The organism is Nocardia sp. NPDC058666, assembly GCF_042714895.1.
Taxonomy (GTDB): Bacteria; Actinomycetota; Actinomycetes; order Mycobacteriales; family Mycobacteriaceae; genus Nocardia.
The window spans coordinates 378,990-394,822 of the sequence record NZ_JBHXRY010000001.1 but is presented as its reverse complement, the minus strand read 5'-3'; the positions used below and the strand labels follow the sequence as shown (position 1 = coordinate 394,822).

General features: G+C 68.1%; 15 protein-coding genes. 12 read left to right on the top strand and 3 right to left on the bottom strand.

Annotated elements, in window-relative coordinates:
• The first annotated feature begins 21 nt into the window (after positions 1-21).
• Positions 22-3,237 carry an AAA family ATPase gene (locus tag ACFWVD_RS01705; protein ID WP_379239992.1) on the top strand — a complete coding sequence of 1,072 codons (3,216 nt, stop codon included), beginning with the start codon at positions 22-24 and terminating at the stop codon, positions 3,235-3,237.
• Between the two features lie 100 nt (positions 3,238-3,337).
• Here the strand turns inward: ACFWVD_RS01705 and ACFWVD_RS01700 are convergent, their stop codons facing one another.
• Complete coding sequence (locus ACFWVD_RS01700) at positions 3,338-3,487, bottom strand: hypothetical protein (RefSeq protein WP_379239991.1); 150 nt, start codon at positions 3,485-3,487, stop codon at positions 3,338-3,340.
• A 35-nt stretch (positions 3,488-3,522) separates the two neighbouring features.
• Positions 3,523-4,542 carry a 4-hydroxy-3-methylbut-2-enyl diphosphate reductase gene (locus ACFWVD_RS01695; protein WP_379239990.1) on the bottom strand — a complete coding sequence of 340 codons (1,020 nt, stop codon included), beginning with the start codon at positions 4,540-4,542 and terminating at the stop codon, positions 3,523-3,525.
• A gap of 114 nt (positions 4,543-4,656) precedes the next feature.
• On the opposite strand from ACFWVD_RS01695, the gene ACFWVD_RS01690 reads away from it, so the two are divergent.
• The 10 genes from ACFWVD_RS01690 to ACFWVD_RS01645 all read left to right on the top strand — a co-directional run bounded on the left by ACFWVD_RS01690 (position 4,657) and on the right by ACFWVD_RS01645 (position 14,077).
• Positions 4,657-5,235, top strand: coding sequence for a lipid droplet-associated protein (locus ACFWVD_RS01690; protein WP_379239989.1), 579 nt, complete (start codon positions 4,657-4,659; stop codon positions 5,233-5,235).
• 82 nt (positions 5,236-5,317) lie between these two features.
• Complete coding sequence (xseA, locus tag ACFWVD_RS01685) at positions 5,318-6,601, top strand: exodeoxyribonuclease VII large subunit (protein WP_379239988.1); 1,284 nt, start codon at positions 5,318-5,320, stop codon at positions 6,599-6,601.
• A complete protein-coding gene (locus tag ACFWVD_RS01680; protein WP_379239987.1) occupies positions 6,598-6,852 on the top strand; it encodes an exodeoxyribonuclease VII small subunit in 255 nt (84 codons plus the stop codon). The genes xseA and ACFWVD_RS01680 overlap by 4 nt, the downstream gene beginning before the upstream one ends.
• Before the next feature lie 129 nt (positions 6,853-6,981).
• Positions 6,982-8,250 (top strand): amidohydrolase family protein, encoded by a 1,269-nt coding sequence (locus ACFWVD_RS01675; RefSeq protein WP_379239986.1) that lies wholly within the window; start codon positions 6,982-6,984, stop codon positions 8,248-8,250.
• A gap of 59 nt (positions 8,251-8,309) precedes the next feature.
• Positions 8,310-9,734: an FAD-binding oxidoreductase gene (locus ACFWVD_RS01670; RefSeq protein WP_379239985.1), complete on the top strand. Its 1,425-nt coding sequence runs from the start codon at positions 8,310-8,312 to the stop codon at positions 9,732-9,734.
• Between the two features lie 15 nt (positions 9,735-9,749).
• The gene (locus ACFWVD_RS01665) at positions 9,750-10,775 is read left to right on the top strand and encodes an ABC transporter substrate-binding protein (RefSeq protein WP_379239984.1); all 1,026 of its coding nucleotides are present in this window, start codon (positions 9,750-9,752) and stop codon (positions 10,773-10,775) included.
• Positions 10,772-11,539 carry an ABC transporter ATP-binding protein gene (locus tag ACFWVD_RS01660; RefSeq protein WP_379239983.1) on the top strand — a complete coding sequence of 256 codons (768 nt, stop codon included), beginning with the start codon at positions 10,772-10,774 and terminating at the stop codon, positions 11,537-11,539. Before ACFWVD_RS01665 ends, ACFWVD_RS01660 begins: the two co-directional genes overlap by 4 nt.
• A complete protein-coding gene (locus ACFWVD_RS01655; RefSeq protein WP_379239982.1) occupies positions 11,536-12,288 on the top strand; it encodes an ABC transporter permease in 753 nt (250 codons plus the stop codon). The genes ACFWVD_RS01660 and ACFWVD_RS01655 overlap by 4 nt, the downstream gene beginning before the upstream one ends.
• Complete coding sequence (locus ACFWVD_RS01650) at positions 12,285-13,064, top strand: ABC transporter permease (RefSeq protein WP_379239981.1); 780 nt, start codon at positions 12,285-12,287, stop codon at positions 13,062-13,064. Before ACFWVD_RS01655 ends, ACFWVD_RS01650 begins: the two co-directional genes overlap by 4 nt.
• Entirely contained in the window at positions 13,064-14,077 is a 1,014-nt protein-coding gene (locus ACFWVD_RS01645; RefSeq protein WP_379239980.1) for a LacI family DNA-binding transcriptional regulator, read from the top strand. Before ACFWVD_RS01650 ends, ACFWVD_RS01645 begins: the two co-directional genes overlap by 1 nt.
• A 5-nt stretch (positions 14,078-14,082) precedes the next feature.
• Here ACFWVD_RS01645 and ACFWVD_RS01640 read toward each other — a convergent pair whose 3' ends face one another.
• Positions 14,083-14,649: a DUF4245 domain-containing protein gene (locus ACFWVD_RS01640; RefSeq protein ID WP_379239979.1), complete on the bottom strand. Its 567-nt coding sequence runs from the start codon at positions 14,647-14,649 to the stop codon at positions 14,083-14,085.
• Positions 14,650-14,778: 129 nt separating this feature from the next.
• Between ACFWVD_RS01640 and glpX the strand changes: the two genes are divergently transcribed.
• Positions 14,779-15,822, top strand: coding sequence for a class II fructose-bisphosphatase (gene glpX / locus ACFWVD_RS01635; RefSeq protein WP_379239978.1), 1,044 nt, complete (start codon positions 14,779-14,781; stop codon positions 15,820-15,822).
• The last annotated feature ends 11 nt before the right edge of the window (positions 15,823-15,833 follow it).

Genomic DNA, 15,833 nt, shown 5'->3' with positions numbered 1-15,833 from the left:
CCCGGTCGCGGGCGTGATCGCGTGAGGCTGCACCGGCTCGAAATCACCGCGTTCGGCCCCTTCGCCGACACCACCGTCGTGGATTTCGACGCGCTCGGCGCCGACGGACTGTTCCTGCTGCACGGGCACACCGGCGCGGGCAAGACCACCATTCTCGACGCGATCGCCTTCGCCCTCTACGGCAAAGTTCCCGGCGCGCGCGGTGAGAGCAAGCGCCTGCACTCCGATCACGCGGATCCGCAGACACCACCGAAGGTCGTGCTGGAAGCCACGCTCGGTGGTCGCCTGCTGCGGCTGACCCGGTCGCCCGAATTCGAGCGGCTGAAAAAGGACGGCACCGGAACCCGACTGATCCAACCGCAAGCCACCCTCACCTGGCTCGACGGCAGCGGCGAGAACCTGTCGCGCATCACCGATATCGGCGACGAGGTCCTTCGCCTGCTCGGCATGAGCGCCGACCAGTTCTTCCAGGTGGTGCTGCTGCCGCAGGGCGACTTCGCGAAGTTCCTGCGCGCCGAGAACGAAGAACGCGAGAAGCTGCTCGAAAAGCTTTTCGACACACAGCGGTTCGGCACGGCGGAGCAGTGGTTGTCCGACCGTCGCCGCGCCGCTGCCGCCGACTTGGATACCCGTAAACAGGGGATCGATCGTCTGATCACCAAGGTCGGTATGGCGGCGGGTTATGGCGGGGCAGAATCGGTCGGCGTGCTCGACTCGGTGAGGTGGTCGCAGGAATTGCTGGCGACCGCGCGCACCGCACTGGCCGAGGCGACGACCAATGCCGAACTGCGCCAGAAGGAATCGGCCGAGGCACGTACCGAAGCGGAAGAACAGCGCCGGATCGCCGGGCTGCACGCTCGGACGGCAGCGGCCCGCGACGAACTGGCTGCGTACACCGCGTCGGCCCCCCGCCGCACCGAACTCGAACATGAGCTCGTCCGAGCCCGCCGCGCCGAACCCGTCGTCCAAGCCATCGACGAAGCGCGCTCCGCAGTCCGCAACCTCCGCCGCGCCGAGGTCTCGACCCGCAGGGCCGCAACCGAATTGGCTGACCAGCTGTGTGCCCCGGCCGCGACCGACATCGCAGGCGTGCTGACAGTCGTGCCGATCGACCTGCCCGCCGATGGTGTGGATGTCGAGGGTGATCTCGATGTGGCTGTCAGCCAGTGGAATGCGCTGCTCGGCGTACTCGGTGAGGTTCGCGCGGACGCGGTGACCGCGCGCCAGCTCACCACGGATCTCGCGGCGCACGAGCGCGAAGCCGGTCGCCTCACGCAGCGGGCGGCCGCGTTGGCGCAGCGGCGGCTCGAAGTGCCGGCGGCGATCGGCTCGGTGCAGGAACAGTTGCGTGAGGCCACCGATGCGGCCGCGGCGCTGCCCGGGATTCGCAACGATCTGAGCAAGTGGCAGGACTCGGCCGCTGCTGCCGTCGACATCGCCCGGCAGCGCCCGGCTTTGGACAGGGCGCAGGCGGAACTCGATACCGCTCGGCGCGTGCACCTCGATGCCAGGGAGCGTGTGCTCGATCTGCGTGCCCGCCGCCTCGCGGGCATGGCAGCCGAACTCGCGGGCGCGCTCACCGAGGGTGCGCCGTGCACGGTGTGTGGGTCCGCCGAGCACCCGGAACCTGCCGAGCCCACCGACGACGCGGTGTCCAAAGATGCCGAAGACACCGCGCACACCGCCGAGCAGGCCGCCGAGGCCGCGCGCGACCGGATCGCCGAACGCATCAGCGTCATCGAACGCGAGATCGAGGCGCTGACCGCGCGCGGTGGCGACGCCGACCCCGTCACCCTCGCCGACGCCGTCCGCATCGCCACCCACCGCTTCGACGACACCGCCGAAGCCGCCGAACGCGCCCCGAAGCTGACCACCCGCCTCGAAGCCCTGCGCGCCGAGGAAACCGCCCTGCACGACCAGTCCCGCGACCTCGACGCCCGCCTCGGCACCGTCACCGCCACCATCGCCGCCACCCGCACGCGCCTGGACGAACTCACCGCCCGCCTGCGCACCGCCGCGGGCGCCGACGACACCGTCGACGCCCGCACCACCCGCCTGCAATCCCTCATCACCGCCGCCACCACCCTGCGCACCACCCGCACCGAGGAATCCACCGCCCGCGAAGCCGTCCGAACCATCGCCACCCGCGTCGAAAACCTCGCGTGCACAGCGGGTCTCGTGCCGGAAGGTTACGAGAGCCCGTTCGCGCCCGTCACTGAGTCCGATGCCGCCGTCGAAGAAGAGGCCGCCAGCGCGGGTGCGCCTCGCACCGAGGCTGAAGTGCCCAGCCTGTTCGACCTTTTCGACGACGATTCCATCGACGAGCAGGTTGCAGCCGGGTCGGCCTTGCCTCGCGACGACATTGCCCTGCTCACCGCGTACGCCCAGGTCGTCACCGCCGTAGCCCGCACCGCGCAGCAGCAGACCGCGATCGAATCGGAGCTCACCGCCGCCGACCGGGCCCGAGCACATGCCGACGCGGTACTCGCCGAGTCGCAGATCCAGGCGGTCGCCGAGCTGGTCCCCGGCGATCTGAACGCACTCGAGCAGCGTTTCGCCGAGGCGCAAAGTGCGCTCACCGCCGCGGTCGCAGCCCAGTCCGCGGCCACCGAGCGGGTCGCCCAGCTCGAACAGTTGGGCACGCAGCTGTGGGGTGAGGTCGAGCGGATCGCGCCCAAGCAGCGTGAGTTCGACGAGTTGGCGTCGCTGGCCGAGGTGGTCGCGGGGCGCGGCGAGAACACCAGGCGGATGTCGTTGCGCTCCTACGTACTTGCCGCTCGACTCGAAGAGGTCGCCGTCGCGGGATCGCTGCGTCTGCGTCGAATGTCGGGTGGCCGTTACGAATTCGTGCACTCGGACAAGGCGGGTCCGCGCGGTCGACGCGGCGGACTCGGACTGGACGTCCGCGACGACTACACCGGCGCCATCCGCTCCGCGAAAACCCTGTCCGGCGGCGAAACCTTCATGGCCTCACTGGCATTGGCGCTGGGCCTGGCCGATGTGGTGGCCGCCGAATCCGGTGGCATCGTGTTGGACACCCTGTTCATCGACGAAGGTTTCGGCAGCCTCGACGCCGATACCCTCGACGCCGTGATGGGCGTGCTCGACGAACTGCGCGCGGGCGGCCGCGTGGTGGGTGTCGTCAGCCACGTCGACGAAATGCGCCAACGCATCCCCAGCCGCCTCCACGTCCTGCGCGGCCGCACAGGTTCTCGACTCGAGGCCACGGTCGCCTAGACGCCCTCGCGGACGTCGCCGCTTCGCTCCATGCGGGCACCATCGCCGCCCGAACATTCCGGGCTTGCTCCATCGGAGTCGGCCTGGTCGCCGTAGCGGGTCAGCACTCCTCGAACTGGAGACGGTCCATGGGTTGACCGGTGATGTCGGCGATGAGCTCGCAATCCTTGTCGGCGTGCAGCACAGTAAGTTTCGAACGTTCGGCGATCGCGGCGACGCGAACCATCCCACGCCCGGTGCGGTCGGCCACACGTGCGCGTCGGTGTGCCGCCGATGCGAACGAGGTCAGCTCTGTGAAGGCGCGTCTCGGCGCGCAGGACGCAGCTCACGCGGCAGCGAGAACACCAACGTCTCGTTGGCCGTGGTCACCGGCTGCACCTCACCGAACCCGTGCTCGGCCAACAGCTCCAGCACCCCGGTCACCAGAATCTCCGGCACCGAAGCACCGGAGGTGATGCCGATGGTCTGCACGCCCTCGAGCCACGCCAGATCCACTTCACGCGCGTAGTCGACCAGATATGAAGCCTTCGCACCCGCCCCCAACGCGACCTCGACCAGTCGCACCGAGTTGGACGAGTTGCGCGACCCCACCACGATCACCAGATCGCATTCCGGCGCCATCGCCTTCACCGCGGTCTGCCGGTTGGAGGTGGCGTAGCAGATGTCGTCGCTGGGCGGGTCCTGCAGCGTCGGGAACCGTTCGCGCAGCCGCTCGACGGTTTCCATGGTCTCGTCCACCGACAGCGTGGTCTGCGACAGCCAGATCACCTTCGCCGGATCGCGCACGGTCACCTTGTCCACCGAGTCGGGCCCGTCGACCAGCTGCACGTGCTGGGGCGCTTCGCCAGCGGTGCCTTCGACTTCCTCGTGCCCTTCGTGGCCGATCAGCAGGATGTCGAAATCGTCGCGGGCGAAGCGCTTGGCTTCCTGGTGCACCTTGGTGACCAGCGGGCAGGTGGCGTCGATGGTGCGCAGATTCCGTTGCGCGGCGTCCTCGTGCACGATCGGCGCGACACCGTGCGCGGAGAACACCACCAGCGCGCCCTCGGGCACCTCGTCGGTCTCGTCGACGAAGATCACGCCCTGGTCGCGCAGCGTTTCCACCACGTGCCGGTTGTGCACGATCTCCTTGCGCACGTAGATGGGGGCGCCGTGTTTCTCCAGCGCCTTCTCCACGGTTTCGACGGCGCGGTCGACGCCTGCGCAGTAGCCGCGCGGCTCGGCCAGCAGCACGCGCTTGCCACCGGCAGTGTTCGCGCCCGCGGAGCGCGTGATACCGACGTTCAAGGGGATAGCCGAGGTCATAGTCCACAGCTTACGTGCGTGTGATGGGCGCGATCGGGTCGGATGCAGCGGCGATCGTCACATAAACCTGCCCTGGTCCTTTGCATCACAGCGGGTTTACGGCAGGCTGGGGGCATGTTTCGACCTCCGTTCCTGGCCCGGGTGGCCGCCGGCGCCGCTGTGTATGCCTTAGAAGAGACCCGGCGGCTGCCCGTCGCCGCGGTCAATTTCCCGATCACCGCCCTGAGTCGGGTGCTGCAGACGACCATGCATGTGCAGCAGTTCGTCACCAGCCTCGCGCTGAAGGGTGACGGTGTGTTCGAGCGGATGGGCGCGGCCCCGGCCGAGCAGCCCGAGTGGGCCACCTTCGACGAGGACATCGAGCCCGCGCCCGTCACCAACGGTCACGCCAGCCGCTTCGACCTGTTCGAAGAGGTGCCGGCCAAGCAGACCAACGGCAATGCCGTGCCCGCGTCGCTGCTGCTGCTCGAGACCGAGGAAGAGGTTGTCGAGCAGGAGGAGGTCGTGGCCCCCGAGGTCGCGATCCGCTACGACTACCCGGCGATGACGCTGGCCCAGCTGCGCGCCCGCCTGCGCATGCTCACCGTCGAGGAGCTGCAGCAACTGCTGGCCTTCGAACAGCAGACTCGCGCCCGCGCGCCGTTCGTCACGATGCTGACCAACCGCATCGCCACCGTCCAGGCGCAGCAGTAAGAACCCTCGTTCCAGGCGGCCGCTGTCCTCGCGACAGCGGCCGCCTTTTGGTTGTGTCGGTGCCCCCGCGTAGAACTGTCGTATGACTGCAGACGACGTGGCGCAGGCCGCACCGGCGAATTCGGCGGAGCAGCCGTACCCGGTGCGTTCGGTCGCGGTGAAGGTCGCCCAGTGGATCGAGCGGCTGGGCAGCATCTGGGTGGAGGGGCAGGTCACCCAGATCAACAGCCGCCCCGGCACCCGCACCGCGTTCCTGGTGCTGCGTGACGCGTCGGTGGACATGTCGCTGTCGCTGACCTGCGACCCGGAACTGTTACGCAGGCTGCCGGTGCCGTTGACCGAGGGCAGCCGGGTGGTCGTCTACGGCAAGCTGCACTTCTTCACCGGGCGCGGTTCGGTGTCGTTGCGGGTCACCGAGATTCGCGCGGTGGGTGTCGGCGAGCTGTTGGCGCGGATCGAACGGTTGAAAGCCCTGTTGACGGCTGAGGGTCTTTTCGATGCGCGATTGAAGCGGCCGTTGCCGTTCCTGCCCGCGACGATCGGCTTGATCACCGGGCGAGCGAGCGCGGCGGAGAAAGATGTCTTATCCGTGGCCCAGAACCGGTGGCCCGCAGTCCGTTTCGTCATTCGCAATACCGCCGTGCAGGGTCCGACGGCCGTGCCGCAAATACTGGAAGCCCTGGTCGAACTGGACCGCGACAGCGACGTGGAAGTGATCGTGCTGGCCCGTGGCGGCGGCAGTGTCGAAGACCTGCTGCCGTTCTCCGACGAGGCACTGTGCCGGGCGGTGTCCGCCGCGCGCACCCCGATCGTGAGCGCCATCGGCCACGAACCCGACAATCCCCTGCTCGACCTGGTCGCCGACCTGCGCGCCGCCACCCCCACCGACGCCGCCAAACGCATCGTCCCCGACGCCGCCGCCGAACTGGCCGGGGTCCGCGAGATGCGCGCGCGTTCGGCCGCCGCCCTGCGCGGATGGGTCCAACGCGAAACCCACACGCTCACCCAGTTACGTTCGCGCCCAGTACTTTCCGACCCCCTGCGCGAACTGACCCACCGCCACGACGAGCTCGAACGCTTACGCACCGCCGCGCGCCGCAACGTCGAGCAACTGCTGCGCAGCGAGTCCACCACCACCCTGCACCTGCGCGAAAAGCTCACCGCAGTAGGTCCGGCCGCCACCCTGGCCCGTGGTTACGCTGTCGTGCAGCGCGTGGCCGGTCCCGAACGACACGTCGTGCGCAGCATCGACGACTCCCCCGCAGGCAGCCAGCTGCGCATCCGCGTCGCCGACGGCGCCGTCACCGCCGCGGCACTGGGCGCCCAACGCCTGACCCCCGAAACCACCGAACAGAAGAGGAAGTGACCGTGGCCGACGCCGGTTCCGAGAACACCGACACCCTGGCCGAGATCGCGACCTTCGGCTACGAACGCGCCCGCGACGAACTCATCAACGTGGTCAAAATGCTCGAACAGGGCGGCCTGGACCTCGACGATTCGCTGGTGCTGTGGGAGCGCGGCGAAGCCCTCGCCACCCGCTGCGAACAACATCTGGCCGGTGCGCGCCGCCGCGTGGAGGACGCGCTGTCACGCGCGGACCTCGACACCGAGAGCTGAGCGAACACCGCCCTTAACGGCCGGTCCCGCAAACGCAATTCACGCTTTACGGCCACGAAACACGATCCGGGCACGCTAATCTTCGTTGGTAAATCGATTGATCAGCCTTCGGGCTGGAAGGCGTACGCCGTGGAGATTTTCGTCGACGGACTGTTCGTGCCAGTGCACGACGGCTCCGCCCCCTACCGGGGATTCCTTGCCGTAGAGAACGGCATCATCACCGCGACCGGACCTGGTTCGCCGCGTATTCCGGCCGATGCCACCGTGGTGGATCTGGCGGGCAAACTGGTCCTGCCGGGCTTCGTGTCGGCGCACAGTCACCTGTGGCAGTCGGTGTTCCGCGGGCTGGCCGATGGCTGCTCCACCTACGGGTGGATCGATCAGCTGCACCTGAAGTACGGTCCGCTGCTCACCGAGTCGGACATGTACGAATTCACCGTGCACGGCGGCCGCGACCTGCTGCGCCACGGCATCACCACCGTGTGCAATCACACGCACAGTTTCGGCGCGGGCGAGGAAGGTCAGTGGCGGGCGGCGCTGGATCTTCCGCAGCGAACGGTCTACTCGCACAGCCCTTCTCGCTTCGATTCCGCCGCCGAACGCCGGGCCGGGATCGAGCGTTTCCAGAAGGCCACCGCCGACGTCGACGATCCGCGCATTCTCGGCCGCTCGTACAACACCACCTGGCCGCTGGACGAGCCGGACATGCGCGCCGAGGTCGAGTTGCTCACCGAGTACGGCATCGGCAAGCACCTGCACTACCTCGAGGACCCCGGCGTCACCGAACATCAGCAAGCCGAGTTCGCGCAGTTGCTGCGCACCGGAAGTGTCGGCCCTGACACAGTTTTCGCGCATTTCATCCACACCACTCCCGAGATCGTGGCGCAGGCAGGCGAGCGCGGCGCGGCCATGGCCTGGAATCCGCTGTCCAACGGCCGACTCGGCTCCGGTATCCCCGACATCCTCGGGTACCGCGCCGCGGGCGTGCGGGTGGGCCTGGGCGTGGACGGGCAGGCCAGCGCCGATGTGGCCGACCCGTTCCAGAACATGCGCACCGGGCTGTACCTGCTGCGCGCCGCCGCCAAGGACGCGACCGTGCTGTCCAGCCGCGAAATCCTGCGCATGCACACCCTGGGCAGCGCCGAAGTACTCGGCGTGCAGGACCGGGTCGGCAGCCTGGAGCCGGGCAAGTTCGCCGACTTCATCGTCCTGGATCCCGAACGCCCCAGCGCGGGCCCGGTGTCACCAGACCTGTACGCGCACACTGTTCTTGCGCTGTCAGCAGCCAACATCACCGACGTACGCGTGGCCGGACGCAGCGTGTCCACCGGACCTTTCGAACCGACCGCGCCCGGCGCGGTCCACGAGCGTGTCGCCGCTTTGCGCGCACTGCTCTGACCCATTCCTCGATGCCGGATTCCCCCGGCAACCTCCCGAAACACCTTGGAGCCCTACCGATGTCACCTATCGAAGCCCTGACCCAGCTGCGGACCGATCTCGGCCCCATCGATCACTCCACCGACGCCCGCAAGCTGCGCAGCAAGAGCCGCGACCGCTTCGCGCAGAGCCCGGTGCTGCGAGACCTGTTGCGCGGCCGCAATGCCGAGATCTTCATCGCCCCGCGCGACAAGGAGGAACTGCGTACCGCCGTGGCGGCGTGCGCGCGCAACCGCATCCCGATCACCGTGCGTGGCGCGGGTTCGGGGCAGTTCGGGCAGGGTGTGCCGCTCAGCGGCGGCGCGGTGATCGACGTGACCGCCCTGACCGGCGTGATCGGCTGGCACGGCGATCGCGGCAGGCAGGTCCCGCGCACCGTACGCGCGCTCACCGGCACGGTCGTGTCCGATATCGACGCCGCGATCCGCCCGTCGGGCTGGGAATTGCGCATGCACCCGTCCACGTCACAGCAGGCCACTATCGGCGGCTATATCGCGGGCGGGCACGCCGGAATCGGCAGCTGCCAGTGGGGAATTCTGCGCGACACCGGCAATATCACCGCGCTGGAAGTCATGACGGTGGAAGAACATCCGCGCCTGATCGAATTGCGCGGCCGCGACGTGAACACCGTGCACCACGCCTATGGTGCCAACGGCATCATCACCGAGGTCGAACTGCCGGTGTCGCCTGCCTGGGAATGGCATGAGCTGGTGATCTCGTTCCCGGAATTCGCGCAGGCTGCGCGCTTTTCGGTCGATATCTGCAACAGCGACGGCGTGCTGAAGAAGGTCGTTTCCCCGCACGCGCATCCCCTGCCGCAGTACTTTCCCGACCTGGACGGCCTGGTTCCCGACGGCGAGGCGATGGTGCTGCTGATGGCGGCGGTGCAGTCGGTGCCCAATGTCGAGGATCTCGTGCACGCCAACGGCGGCCAGATCCGCTACCGCTGCCTCGAAGGCAAGGGCACCTACGGCGCTCCGCTGTACGAATTCACCTGGGGGCATTCGATGATGCATTACCAGCGCCGCAACAAGAAACTCATCGGCCTACTCGCGCTGTATCCGCAAGAAGACCTGTACGAGGCGATCATGCGCATTCACCGTGATTTCGGCGAACTCGGCCCGCTGCATCTGGAAATGAAGCGCATCGACGGTGGGCTTTCCTGCCAGGGCTCGCCGGTTTTCGAATTCGAAAGCCAGGAACAACTGGCCGACATCACCTCCCAATTGCAGCAGGCCGGCCTGTTCATCGCCAATACCCACACCCCCGTGCTCGCCGCCAGCGGCATGAAGCCGTGGGGGCCCAAAGAGGCGGCGTTCAAACGCGAATTCGACCCCTATGGCCTGCTGGCTCAGGGCAAGGCCGACGACGTCGTGTCCACCGACACTGTTTCCACTTCGACCGCGCTGCCCAACAGCGGCTGGTCCTACCGACTGAGCAACTGAGAAAGGCGCCCCACCATGCAACTCTCCCGTCGACATGCCCTGCGACTGACCGGATACGCCGGTGCCGCCGCGGGCCTGGCCGCCTGTTCCCCCGCCGCCTCCCACTCCACTCAGACCGGCAATTCGATTGCGATGCAATTGGGTTGGATCAAGAACGTCCAGTTCGCCGGTGAATACCTCGCCATCGAGAACGGTCACTACCGCGACGCCGGGCTGACCGTGGACCTGCTCGCCGGTGGCGCGGCCGGTACCAGCACCGAGGCCGGGATCGACACCGGCAAGGTCTGGATCGGCACCTCCACCCCGCAGAAGGTGGCCGCCGCGATCGAACGCGGGGTGCCCGTGCGCATCATCGGCGCGACCCTGTCCACCAGTCCGGCCTGCATCACCTCGCCGGAATCCAAGCCGTTGCGCACGCCGAAAGATCTGGTAGGCAAGCGAGTTGGCGTCGCGGATCACAACCTGCCGACCTTCGAAGCGCTGCTGACCGCCAATGGCGTCGACCCGTCGTCGGTGAAAGTCATTCCGGTGCAGTTCGATCCGTCGCCGCTGGTCAACGGCGAGGTCGACGCGTGGTCTGGGTTCACCACCAATGAACCGGTCGCGTTGCGCGCCAAGGGTTTCGCCACCACCTCCTTCCTGTACGGCGACTTCGGATTGCGCATGTGCGCACAGGTTTTCGTCGTGTCGGAGAAGTCGCTGACCGAGGACCGCGCCAAGTGCAAGTCGTTCCTCACCGCCGAGATCAAGGGCTGGAAGGACGCGCTGGCCGACCCCGACCGCGGTGTCGCCTTGGCCGTGCAGAAGTACGGCGTCGATCAGAAGCTCGACACCGCACAGCAGCGGGCCCTGCTGGATGCCACGTTGCCGCTGATCCAAACCCCCGACACCCGCCGCGACGGACTGCTCACCCTGTCACCGACCCTGATCTCCGACACGGTGACCGCACTGGGCCGCACCGGTTCGAAGGTCACCGCCGCCCAACTGTTCGACGCCTCGGTGCTGACCGAGCTGTACGCCGAGAACCAGGGCCTGCGATGAGTGGTATCGAAATCAAAGGCCTGACAAAGACATTCACCGCGGGCAAGCGCAAAGTCGAAGCGCTTTCCGAGGTGGATCTGAGCAGCAAGCAGGGCGAGTTCCTGTCCCTGCTCGGACCGTCCGGGTGCGGCAAGTCCACGATCCTGCGCATCCTGGCCGGACTGGACACCCCGACCTCGGGTTCGGCGCTGGTGAACGGCCGCACCCCCGAACAGCTGCGCACCGAACACGAACTGGGCATCGCCTTCCAGGACTCCGCGCTGTTGCCTTGGCGCAGTGTGCGATCCAATATCGCGTTGCCCCTGCAGGTGGCGGGTCTGCCGATCGACCAGTCGGTGATCGACGGGCTGATCGAACTCGTCGGCCTCACCGGCTTCGAGTCCGCCAAACCCGCACAGCTGTCCGGCGGTATGCGACAACGGGTTTCGATCGCCCGCGCGCTGGTGGTGAAGCCGTCGGTGCTGCTGCTGGACGAGCCGTTCGGCGCACTGGACGACATGACCCGGCAGCGGTTGAACATGGAACTGTTGCGGATCTGGACCGAGAAGCCCGCCACCACCCTGATGGTCACGCACGGCATCGGCGAGGCGGTGTTCCTGTCCGACACCGTCGCGGTGATGTCGCCGCGACCGGGCCGGGTGATCGAACTGGTCGACATCGACCTGCCGCGCCCGCGCGCACCCGAGATGATGCGCACCCCCGAGTTCCACGCGCTGCACGATCACCTGTCGGGCCTGCTGTTCGGCGAACGGCGGCCGGCATGAACAGACTGCGTGGCCCGGCGGTATTGCTGCTGCTGTGGGCGATCGCCGGGCTCAGCACCAAGACCGTACCCACCCCGTGGGCCGTCGTATCGTCGGTGGTCAGCGACGGATTCGCCCTCTACAGCCCCAACCTGTCGATCACCGCCTGGGGCGCCTTCCAGGGCTTCGTGTTCGGCAATATCGCCGCCATCGCGGTCGCCCTGGCCGTGGCCGTGTTCCCCCGCACCGAACCACTGGCCGCCCAACTGGCGGTGATCAGCTACTGCGTCCCGCTGCTGGCGCTGGGCCCGATCGTGCTCGTGGTGTTCGGCGGGCGCACGCCGACGGTGTTCCTGGCCGCGGTCTCGGTGTTCTTCACCTCCATGATCGGCACCCTGACCGGCCTCAAATCCGCCAACCGCACCAGCATCGACCTGGTCAACGCCTACGGCGGCAACGGCTGGCACCGCCTCCGACGAGTCCAGATCCCCGCCGCCCTCCCGTCGACCACCGCAGCACTCCAAATCGCCGCCCCCGCAGCGGTTCTCGGTGCGATCCTCGGCGAATACCTCGGCGGCGTGGACAGCGGCGTCGGCGTGGCACTCACCGCCGCCCAGTCCTCCTACGACCTACCACGCACCTGGGGCATGGCATTGGCGGCCGGATTACTCGCCGGCGCAGGGTATTTCGCCGCCTCGCTGGCGGGCAAGTTGGTCCAGTCCCGACTGTATGGACCGGGCGCCATCACCGCACCGGAGGGTGAATCATGAAGAGCGTCTTGGCATTTCTGGGCTCGGTAGCCCTGGCGACAATGCTGGTATTGGCCGTGTGGTTCGGCTTCCTCGCCGCCTTCCCCCAGATCGGCCCACGCATCGGCCAAACCCCGATGGACGTGTGGACCTACCTGTTCGACGGCAAACCCGCCCACCGCGCCCAGATCATCGACGGCCTCACCATCACCCTGCGCGACGCGGGCCTGGGCTTCGTCGTCGGCCTGAGCCTGGCCCTGAGCGGTGCCGCACTGGCACTGCTGTCGCGCGAATTCGAACGCAGCGCCGTCCCGGTCGCCACCCTGCTGCGCTCGATCCCGCTGGTCACCCTCGCCCCGATCCTGGTTGCCACGTTCGGGCGCGGCATGACCATGGTCGCGATCACCGGCGCACTGGTCGTGTTCTTCCCCGCCTTCGTCACCATCGTGGCCGGTCTACGCGCCGCCCCACAGCAGAGCATGGACCTGATCCGCGCGTACGGCGGCAGCGAAGCCAAGGCATTGCGCATGGTCGCCTTGCCGGCCGCATTGCCGTCACTGTTCGCGGCGATCCGAATCTCGGTGCCCGGCGCGCTGATCGGTGCTCTGATCGCCGAATGGCTCGGTACCGGCGAAGGATTGGGCTCGTCGATGCTCAAAGCCATTCCCCGGTACGACTATCCACAACTGTGGGCCTCGATCGCGGTCGTCGCCGCGGCGTCGATCGTGCTCTACACCCTGGTCGGAGCTGTCGAACGGGTCGTCGCGCTGCGCTTCGCCGATCCCTCGGTAACCTGATGACCACGAAGGAGGTGCGTGTGCCACCGAGGCCGACCATGCGCGACATCGCGGCCGCCGCCGGTGTCTCACCGTCCGCGGTCTCCCTGGCGCTGGCGGGCAAGGGCCGCATGGAAGACAGCACCCGCGCCCGCATCCTGGCCACCGCCACCGAACTCGGCTACCGGATCAACCGGGAAGCCAGAGCCCTGCGCACCGGCCGCACCATGATGATCGGCCTGGTCACCTCCATGGTCGCCGACCAGGTCGACGACCAGGAATCCCGCCTGGACTGGTACACCCGCACCGCCCTTGCCGCAGCCAACGAATCATTCCGCCACGGCTACGCCCTGGTCCTGGTCCCGCCACTGGGCGACCAAGACCAGGTCCACGACCTCGCCGCCGACGGCGTGCTGCTCATCGACCCCGACCCCGTCGACGGCATCGTCGAAGCGGCCACCGCCCGCGGCCTGGCGGTGGTCACCATCGGCGGCCACGCCCCCGGCCCGGCCAGCTCGGTCGCCCTGGACCGCGACGCCGCCGTCGACCTGGCCATGACCCACTTCCTCACCACCGGCGCGCGACAACCAGCACTGCTGGTGGACAACAGCGGCCGACAGAACGCCGCCGCCACCAGAACCGCCTACGAGAACTGGTGCCCCGCCGCGCACAAAACCCCCATCATCGAAACAGTCGACTTCACCGAAAAAGGCGGTCGCACCAGACTCGCCCACCGCGCTTGCGTCCGACTGCTGACCGACCACCCCGATGTCGATGCCATCTACGCGCCCCTGGATTCCGTGGCCGCGGGATGCGTCACCGCCGCGCGCGAACTCGGCCGAACCATCGGCACCGACCTGCGCCTGATCACCTCCGAAGGCAGCATCGCCCGCGACAACGACCCGCCACTGACGGCCATCGACACCCACCGCGAACAGCAGGCGGCCGCCGCGGTTCGGATGCTGGTAGCCGCACTGACCAGCGGCGAAAGACCACCGAATCAGACGTTCACACCCAGCTTGATCGTGCGCTGATCAACTCACTTCGACAGCGGCGGCGCCGCGGTGATCGCGGTGGCCAAGGTCGTGAACGCGGCCTCATTGCCCGCGCCGGTGATCAGGATCCGCACCCCGCCCAGGTCCGCGATCCACGCGGTTTCCTCGGTCGGCTCGGAGTAGACCACCCATTTCTGACCGGCCACGTCGGTGGCCCCGGTCGGATACCGCGACCCCAGTTCCTGCCGTGACAACGCCTCCTCGGACGCGCTGCTCTGCGAGAACCGCATGTAGGTGCCCTGCGGGGTGATGTACCCGACGGTGCTCACCGGACCGCCACCCGCGGCCGCGATGGTGTCGCGACTGCCCGAGTTGGACTGCCACCCCTGCGGCAACACCGGGTTGCGGATCGGGAACGGCAGCGACTTCGCATCGGACTTCAACGCGGCATCGGCGTCGAAATGCGGGATCTGACCTTGGGTCGGCCCGTTCGTGGCCACCGTGCACTGGCTGGCGACCCCTGCCAGCACGACCGCGGCCAGCACCAACGGGACCAACGACCAGAACAGATCGCGATAGTCGTTGAAAATGCGGTGCTTCTTCTGGGACACGGCTATCAGTATCCACTCGAGCCCGCGCCTGCCCGCCCAGGGGGCATCGCGCGGAGGTCGTGCACGGGCGTGCCGGTTCGTAATGCGACAATTGCCCCGGTATCACCAACGCCAAGGAGGCACTCCGCAATGACGGCATCTTCGCCCGCCCCCAGCCGCCGCGAGGCACCCGATCGCAACCTCGCACTCGAGCTGGTCCGCGTCACCGAGGCAGGTGCGATGGCGAGTGGCCGTTGGGTCGGCCGTGGCGACAAGGAAGGTGGCGACGGCGCGGCTGTCGACGCCATGCGCCAGCTCGTGAGCTCGGTGTCGATGAAGGGCATCGTCGTCATCGGCGAAGGCGAGAAAGACGAAGCGCCGATGCTGTACAACGGCGAACTCGTCGGCGACGGCACCGGCCCCGAGGTCGACTTCGCGGTCGACCCGGTCGACGGCACCACCCTGATGTCCAAGGGCTCCCCCGGCGCGATCTCCGTGCTCGCGGTCGCCGAGCGCGGCGCCATGTTCGACCCGTCCGCGGTGTTCTACATGCACAAGATCGCCGTGGGCCCCGACGCCGCCGGCTCGATCGACATCACCGCCCCGATCGGCGAGAACATCCGCCGCGTCGCCAAGGCCAAGCGCCTGTCGGTGTCGGATCTGACCGTGTGCATCCTGGACCGTCCGCGCCACGACGACCTCATCCAGCAGGCCCGCGACGCCGGTGCCCGCATCCGCCTGATCTCCGACGGTGACGTCGCCGGCGCCATCGCCGCCGCGCGTCCGGAGTCCGGCGTGGACATCCTGGTCGGCATCGGCGGCACCCCCGAGGGCATCATCGCCGCCGCCGCGCTGCGCTGTCTGGGCGGCGAACTGCAGGGCATGCTCGCCCCCAAGGACGACGAAGAGCGCCAGAAGGCGATCGACGCCGGCCACGATCTGGACCGTGTGCTGTCGACCACCGACCTGGTCTCCGGCGACAACGTGTTCTTCTGCGCCACCGGCGTCACCGACGGCGACCTGCTGCGCGGCGTGCGCTACTACGCCGGCGGCGCGTCGACCCAGTCGATCGTGATGCGGTCCAAGTCGGGCACCGTGCGCATGATCGACGCGTACCACCGTCTGACCAAGCTGCGCGAGTACTCCTCGGTCGACTTCGACGGCGACGACAGCGCGAACCCGCCGCTACCGTGATCCGGGGCTGG

What these genes read in the sequence shown, in the direction of transcription:
- ACFWVD_RS01695 (WP_379239990.1), bottom strand. Translation starts at nt 4,542, where the DNA reads ATGACCTCGGCTATCCCCTTGAACGTCGGTATCACGCGCTCCGCGGGC.
- ACFWVD_RS01690 (WP_379239989.1), top strand. Translation starts at nt 4,657, where the DNA reads ATGTTTCGACCTCCGTTCCTGGCCCGGGTGGCCGCCGGCGCCGCTGTG.
- xseA (WP_379239988.1), top strand. Translation starts at nt 5,318, where the DNA reads ATGACTGCAGACGACGTGGCGCAGGCCGCACCGGCGAATTCGGCGGAG.
- ACFWVD_RS01670 (WP_379239985.1), top strand. Translation starts at nt 8,310, where the DNA reads ATGTCACCTATCGAAGCCCTGACCCAGCTGCGGACCGATCTCGGCCCC.
- ACFWVD_RS01665 (WP_379239984.1), top strand. Translation starts at nt 9,750, where the DNA reads ATGCAACTCTCCCGTCGACATGCCCTGCGACTGACCGGATACGCCGGT.
- ACFWVD_RS01660 (WP_379239983.1), top strand. Translation starts at nt 10,772, where the DNA reads ATGAGTGGTATCGAAATCAAAGGCCTGACAAAGACATTCACCGCGGGC.
- ACFWVD_RS01655 (WP_379239982.1), top strand. Translation starts at nt 11,536, where the DNA reads ATGAACAGACTGCGTGGCCCGGCGGTATTGCTGCTGCTGTGGGCGATC.
- ACFWVD_RS01650 (WP_379239981.1), top strand. Translation starts at nt 12,285, where the DNA reads ATGAAGAGCGTCTTGGCATTTCTGGGCTCGGTAGCCCTGGCGACAATG.
- ACFWVD_RS01645 (WP_379239980.1), top strand. Translation starts at nt 13,064, where the DNA reads ATGACCACGAAGGAGGTGCGTGTGCCACCGAGGCCGACCATGCGCGAC.
- glpX (WP_379239978.1), top strand. Translation starts at nt 14,779, where the DNA reads ATGACGGCATCTTCGCCCGCCCCCAGCCGCCGCGAGGCACCCGATCGC.